Here is a 5,288-nt window from a genome sequence, read left to right on the forward strand (position 1 = left end):
CCTCAAGAATCTTGCAATGCAGGCTGCTGATCTCAATGCAGTGTGTTCGCTCTTTTGGCATGAAATCGGCCAGTCCACCCTGTCCGGCACTAGGCTCCAGGCAAAGATCATTTGGGCCTATTTCGGCCATTTCTATGGCTCCTGCAGCGATATTTTCCGGTGACGGGTAATACTGATGAGATACATGATCAGGAACACATCCGTTGGTGACGATATCATCGATTACATCGCGCGGATCATAGTCAAACCGGTAACTTCCGTTTTCCTGACGAACGCCGCCAATCGATTCCAAAACCAGAAGCGTCTGCGCGTTGACGAACCGCTTATCTGTTTTGCTAATTCCGATTGGGTGATCGATCACCTTGCCTTTAAGGTGCTTCGCGTAATCGTGCAAAGTCCGTAATACAGCAAATGGCAGTGGTTTTTGAATCAGCTCGATATCTTTTGCTTTTTTGACGGGTTTCTTCCGGAACTCAGAAGGGATGGCATTAGGATACAAATGAGCAAGCACGCAATTTAGACGCCAGGCCATATCTGGATGTACTTCAAGGTGAGCTGTGCCTTTTAGATACACACGCAGTTTTAGAGCACCACCATCCAGTTTGATCCACTCACCATGCCTTCTGCGAGCTATCCTGATTGCATCGTTGGTGCTGCCGAAATCAGGTTCTCCGCGCCCCATGAATTTCGCAATCACGATACGCAAATCATCGATATAGCCGCTTCTACTCGTTTCTACATAGAACGAAAAAATTCCAGAAATAATCATCCGTTTCCGGAATCCCATTGGGCTGTTCGTCACATGCTCGCCTGAGAGCGAACGGAATATTCCATCGACCCTTTCAGCAAAGAACTTGCTACGAGAACTCAGCAATGTTTCTATCGTGGCTTTTACCGTTGATTCTTCAAAATCCGGGCATTTCTGCTCATGAATTTGAGCAAACCATTCGTTTTTTCTGTCTTGCGGCATGCAATTAACTACATCAGTCAATGCTAATGCCTGTGCCCAATAATCAGAATTAAGATGGGCGATTGCGCCATCAGCGCTGAATAGTTTTCCAATAGAATGGGCTGACCAACGGCGGTCTCTATCCGAATTGCCTTCGATAAAGTGCTTGATGCAGTCGTCTTCGCCTATTTGGTCTGATATCTCCAGAATCCTTGCTCGATCTTTCTGATATTTATCCAGAAGGAGATCAATTGCGCCATAAGACGAAGGAGCGAAGAACTCTTCTTCACTCCGCATCCATTCCTGTTGATGATCGATGATGGCGTTCATATCACTGAATTAGTGCGGGCGATATACCGACTACGTGGAGGGAGAACCACGCCGCCCGCTGCGGTTGAGAGAAAATAATGAAAATATATGCCCCATAACCGGACGGGTATTCCCGCCAACGCCATGCGCTGGGACAACGGTTTGAAACTCCAAAGATAGAGGATATAAAGGAGTCATCATTCGCTTTCCACGTGCTTGATGTGGATCTTCTTGCGTAACTTCAGCAGGCCGAGAATGCATGTCTGGATATCCCGCTCCAACTGATCGTATTCCTGTGTGCAAATACGGCCATCCTTCATCGCCTGACTCAGGTTTTTGGCCAGATCGCCTTTCTGCTGCACGATTGCCAGCACCTGGTCGAATAACTGTTCGTCTGTAACAAACTGCTGCGGCAACTCAAACGCCAGATGATCATGCCGCCAGCAGAATGAATTGATCACCAGTTCAGCCATGTCACGCTGACCGGCCTCGGTCAGAAAATCGATGATCGCCGACACTTCGTCGTAACTTACATGGTGCGAGTCCACCTTCGTGCCTAGCTTCTTGTAGAGCACGCCTGCAGGCATGCCCATACGACTGGCCAGCGCCTCGATCCCGCCGGGGTACTTACGCGCAGCCATATACAGCGCATCGCCTGGGTTCATTTCGTTATAGCGGTGGGTCATGGATTTATCCGTCGCTGGCAACTGTCAAGGAATCCTTGACTGTTCATCACATCGTTATAGATCTTCCGATCCGCGCGCGAGATGATCACTGGCAAATAAATATCCTTCGGCAAACGCTTTCCTTCAATATCCAGCGCTTGATTGCCCAGCCGTGCGGACTTAACTCCGCGAGCACGCAGCCAATCGACCTGCGCCTGTCCCTTGTGCGTGTTTCCGACGAAAATTTCATCGTCACCTATCGGTTCGTGGCGGGTCATACTTCCACCCCTTTCGCCTTCGCAACAGCCTTGGTTGCCGCATCTATCAGATCATGTGGGGTATTAATGTCTGCTGTGGCTAGTACCATTTCAGCCACTTCCAGCAAATCTGGTGCGGCTGCGATCAAGTGGGCGTTAGCCTCTCCATGCACGATCTCGGCGACACCTATCGGTTCGTGGTGGGCCATTCAGTATCTCCAATATCGACAATCGCATATTTACCTGAGCGCACCCTTTGGCCATCTTCAAGACTGAACGTCCATGTCATTTTTTCGAAATCTGCAGAAACTAGTTCAGCAACAGGAGCATTTAATAATGCTTCCTTCACAATTTTAAGTTTCCTCAGTTGGCTTTTTGCAAGCGGGCTCAATTCCACTACATCATCAATATTTAGCTCTGCTTCGCTATTGCTCATGGAAATCTCCCCTGGTTATTTCCGTTGTCCGTAACACTTTCCCCTGCAACAATCCCCGAAAAAATCCCCGGCAGCCGTGAGGCCACCGGGACAAGCCGCCCGACAGGGCAGATGGAGAGTGATGCATGGTGATCGTCATGATTGGTTGCAGGCGGTTTTTGGTTGCTGAACAAGTTCAGGCCAGATTTCGTGCCAGTCGTCTGGGCGGAGGCTATGTCTCGTTACTAGGCCATTTGTGGCCCTTTCAAGCGGGACACATTGTTCGATCGGTACGGGTCGCACTTTATTTCGCCACTGACTCAGCAGAACAGGGTGTATCCCCATCTTGGCGGCTAGTGACTTGGCTGATTCGACTGTTGATAAATATGTGTTTAGATCCATGCGCTCAATATTAGCGCGTCGCTAATATTAATGCAAGCGCATCGCTAATATATTAATTGTTAGCGTTATGCTAACTTTTGGCTATGAAAACAAACGATGAAATTAGGTTGGATAGATTAAGAATTCTTGTTGATGAGGCTGGTGGTATCAATGAATTCGCTAATCAAATAGGCAAGCAGTACGCACAGGTTTCCCAATGGCTAAATCAGTCTGTTGATCCAAAAACCGGCAGGAAACGCTCGATGAGCGATGACACTGTAAGAAATATAGAAACGATATGTAAGAAGCCGAGGGGGTGGATGGATCAGCCGATACCAGAAGAGGGCGAACTTGCAGAGGTTGTTTATATATCAAGCGGGGAAAGAATGGGCGCAGATAAAGATTCCGCCTCATTTAAAATGCTGGACGTTAAGGCTGACTGTGGCGATGGAGCGACTAATTCAGACTACCCGGAGACCATAAAAACGCTGGTGATGTCACTGGAAGAAGCTCATAGGTTGATCGGCAGTACAAACAAAAACGGACACATCAAGATCATTATCGCAAATAAGGACAGCATGATTCCCACGATACAGCAGGGCGATCTCTTGTTTATAGATACATCAGTTAAAGAGTATGCTGGAGAAGCCGTCTATATTTTACTGCATGGCGGGGAGGTAGTATGCAAGCGCTTATCCCTTGTAGGGAAAACCCTGACAGTTAGCTCAGATAATACAGCTTATCCAAGCTGGCCATGGGACGAGAGGACGGAACAGACTAGGATAATCGGCAAGGTCATCCCCGTTCTGTGGCGAAAAATTGATTTGTAAGGAGGATATTAAGGGATGAGAGCGTTTGTTTTGCTTGCGGTTCTTTTCGTGCAATCTGCACAATCACATGCCAATGACCTGCAATCATGGTGTGAATCAATATCAAAGCTTGGTGCTGCGATAATGAGCTCGAGGCAATCAGGCGTAGCTATGTCAGAGATAATGAAACAAAAATTTTTTGAGAGCCAGAAGCTAAACAATTTAATTGAAGCTATGACAATTAATGCATTCGAAGAGCCAAGATATCATTCAGAAGAGATGCAGAAGAGAAGTGTAGAAGATTTTAGGAATAGCGTTTATTTAGAGTGCACTAAGGCAAATAGACAATAGACAACCCATTAATAAAGACGGTTGATGTGCTGGACGGCAGCCATGAACTTACCGTTCACGGCGTGGTGGTTTATGCATGGAGTGGAAAGAAACTATAAATAACCAGACAAAATGAGAAGATACAGGAAATTTTTGCTTTTATTTGCAACTACCATGGCTTTAAGTGCAAATGTTGGAGCGCAAGAAGTTTATAGCTTTGTGAGAGGAACTTATATCTTCAACGGCAAGGAAGTAAATAATCTGCCTAAAAACAATGAAACATTGGAAGGAACAATGATTGTTGGGAAAGATGGTATCCGCAGAACAATGAAAAAATGTTATACGGAACCCACTGAATGCACAACAAAAGTTGATCATATTGATTCTACAGGACGCATCTTAAAGGAAGGGTCGTCTCTTTTAACTGAAGAAGGCGCAAAAATTAGGTTATTTAAAGGCAGTGATGGGAAAATGATCATGACTTATGAATATGAGAGTGATAAGAACAAGCTTGAAGGGTATGAACACTGGGTGTTAACAAGCCGATAAAACATTCACTTGGATCAATCAACGACGAACACCCGATCATCAACGTTAGGCAAGAAAAAATTAAAACCATGCACTTTGTTGCGGCTATTTTGCCAATTGGGGTTGTATGCAACAAGGTATAAACAAACCGATGCTGAAATTAAGGGGGAATAAATAGATATGGGGTGTAAAAACTACTTGATCCGCCTCATAACCTTATTATTTGTAGCGGGCTGCGTCTCTTCTGGGCCGCAAGAACAACATTATGAGCATATAAAAATACCCAGAAAGTGGGAACCTTTAACAGAGGGCAGCAGAATATTCTATGACCTCAATCATATTTTTTACCCTTCGGAACTGAAGTTAAACAATGGAATTGTTCTGCTCGGATGGCAGTGGGACCTGTTGCTGAAAGACTATGTGGAGTCTTTCCCGCCAGAGAAAAGACACGACATTATTGATGGGTTTATCAGATTCAATTTTGAATTTGACAAAGTAGACAAAACATTAAAATACAACCCACTAGACAAATATACTTACGGGCACAACTCTTACATATCGATGAAGAGGAGGTTTGATAGGCAAGCCAATGGACTTGTAAAAATGAATTATGTTGGTGACGGGTGGATCGTTGCCAAGTGAGTA

11 protein-coding genes are annotated in these 5,288 nt (G+C 45.6%); 4 read left to right on the plus strand and 7 right to left on the minus strand.

The genetic code is table 11. The annotated features are described in order from the left end of the window. The 7 genes from J5I83_RS05645 to J5I83_RS14505 all read right to left on the minus strand — a co-directional run. Nucleotides 1-1,279 (minus strand): DUF4942 domain-containing protein (locus tag J5I83_RS05645; RefSeq protein ID WP_304054022.1); only part of this gene is annotated, 1,279 nt, incomplete at its 3' end. A gap of 30 nt (nt 1,280-1,309) precedes the next feature. Beyond that, nucleotides 1,310-1,459: a hypothetical protein gene (locus J5I83_RS05650; RefSeq protein WP_304054025.1), complete on the minus strand. Its 150-nt coding sequence runs from the start codon at nt 1,457-1,459 to the stop codon at nt 1,310-1,312. After that, nucleotides 1,456-1,944, minus strand: coding sequence for a phage regulatory CII family protein (locus tag J5I83_RS05655; protein ID WP_304054027.1), 489 nt, complete (start codon nt 1,942-1,944; stop codon nt 1,456-1,458). The genes J5I83_RS05650 and J5I83_RS05655 overlap by 4 nt, the downstream gene beginning before the upstream one ends. Beyond that, on the minus strand, nt 1,941-2,201 hold the full coding sequence (locus J5I83_RS05660; RefSeq protein ID WP_304054030.1) for a hypothetical protein: 261 nt from the start codon (nt 2,199-2,201) through the stop codon (nt 1,941-1,943). The genes J5I83_RS05655 and J5I83_RS05660 overlap by 4 nt, the downstream gene beginning before the upstream one ends. Beyond that, on the minus strand, nt 2,198-2,389 hold the full coding sequence (locus tag J5I83_RS05665; RefSeq protein ID WP_304054032.1) for a hypothetical protein: 192 nt from the start codon (nt 2,387-2,389) through the stop codon (nt 2,198-2,200). Before J5I83_RS05665 ends, J5I83_RS05660 begins: the two co-directional genes overlap by 4 nt. Beyond that, a complete protein-coding gene (locus J5I83_RS05670) occupies nt 2,368-2,616 on the minus strand; it encodes a hypothetical protein (protein ID WP_304054035.1) in 249 nt (82 codons plus the stop codon). The genes J5I83_RS05665 and J5I83_RS05670 overlap by 22 nt, the downstream gene beginning before the upstream one ends. 135 nt (nt 2,617-2,751) lie before the next feature. After that, the gene (locus tag J5I83_RS14505) at nt 2,752-2,997 is read right to left on the minus strand and encodes a transcriptional regulator (protein ID WP_369683395.1); all 246 of its coding nucleotides are present in this window, start codon (nt 2,995-2,997) and stop codon (nt 2,752-2,754) included. Nucleotides 2,998-3,080: 83 nt separating this feature from the next. On the opposite strand from J5I83_RS14505, the gene J5I83_RS05675 reads away from it, so the two are divergent. The 4 genes from J5I83_RS05675 to J5I83_RS05690 all read left to right on the plus strand — a co-directional run bounded on the left by J5I83_RS05675 (nt 3,081) and on the right by J5I83_RS05690 (nt 5,285). Further along, a complete protein-coding gene (locus J5I83_RS05675; protein WP_304054038.1) occupies nt 3,081-3,806 on the plus strand; it encodes a helix-turn-helix transcriptional regulator in 726 nt (241 codons plus the stop codon). Between the two features lie 15 nt (nt 3,807-3,821). Next, the gene (locus tag J5I83_RS05680; RefSeq protein ID WP_304054041.1) at nt 3,822-4,136 is read left to right on the plus strand and encodes a hypothetical protein; all 315 of its coding nucleotides are present in this window, start codon (nt 3,822-3,824) and stop codon (nt 4,134-4,136) included. 153 nt (nt 4,137-4,289) lie between these two features. Beyond that, a complete protein-coding gene (locus tag J5I83_RS05685; protein ID WP_304054044.1) occupies nt 4,290-4,664 on the plus strand; it encodes a hypothetical protein in 375 nt (124 codons plus the stop codon). Nucleotides 4,665-4,823: 159 nt separating this feature from the next. After that, the gene (locus tag J5I83_RS05690; RefSeq protein WP_304054047.1) at nt 4,824-5,285 is read left to right on the plus strand and encodes a hypothetical protein; all 462 of its coding nucleotides are present in this window, start codon (nt 4,824-4,826) and stop codon (nt 5,283-5,285) included. The last annotated feature ends 3 nt before the right edge of the window (nt 5,286-5,288 follow it).

The organism is Nitrosomonas communis, assembly GCF_024102715.1.
In the GTDB taxonomy this organism is placed as follows: Bacteria; Pseudomonadota; Gammaproteobacteria; order Burkholderiales; family Nitrosomonadaceae; genus Nitrosomonas; species Nitrosomonas communis_B.

What these genes read in the sequence shown, in the direction of transcription:
- J5I83_RS05650 (WP_304054025.1), bottom strand. Translation starts at nt 1,459, where the DNA reads ATGATGACTCCTTTATATCCTCTATCTTTGGAGTTTCAAACCGTTGTC.
- J5I83_RS05655 (WP_304054027.1), bottom strand. Translation starts at nt 1,944, where the DNA reads ATGACCCACCGCTATAACGAAATGAACCCAGGCGATGCGCTGTATATG.
- J5I83_RS05660 (WP_304054030.1), bottom strand. Translation starts at nt 2,201, where the DNA reads ATGACCCGCCACGAACCGATAGGTGACGATGAAATTTTCGTCGGAAAC.
- J5I83_RS05665 (WP_304054032.1), bottom strand. Translation starts at nt 2,389, where the DNA reads ATGGCCCACCACGAACCGATAGGTGTCGCCGAGATCGTGCATGGAGAG.
- J5I83_RS05670 (WP_304054035.1), bottom strand. Translation starts at nt 2,616, where the DNA reads ATGAGCAATAGCGAAGCAGAGCTAAATATTGATGATGTAGTGGAATTG.
- J5I83_RS14505 (WP_369683395.1), bottom strand. Translation starts at nt 2,997, where the DNA reads ATGGATCTAAACACATATTTATCAACAGTCGAATCAGCCAAGTCACTA.
- J5I83_RS05675 (WP_304054038.1), top strand. Translation starts at nt 3,081, where the DNA reads ATGAAAACAAACGATGAAATTAGGTTGGATAGATTAAGAATTCTTGTT.
- J5I83_RS05680 (WP_304054041.1), top strand. Translation starts at nt 3,822, where the DNA reads ATGAGAGCGTTTGTTTTGCTTGCGGTTCTTTTCGTGCAATCTGCACAA.
- J5I83_RS05685 (WP_304054044.1), top strand. Translation starts at nt 4,290, where the DNA reads ATGGCTTTAAGTGCAAATGTTGGAGCGCAAGAAGTTTATAGCTTTGTG.
- J5I83_RS05690 (WP_304054047.1), top strand. Translation starts at nt 4,824, where the DNA reads ATGGGGTGTAAAAACTACTTGATCCGCCTCATAACCTTATTATTTGTA.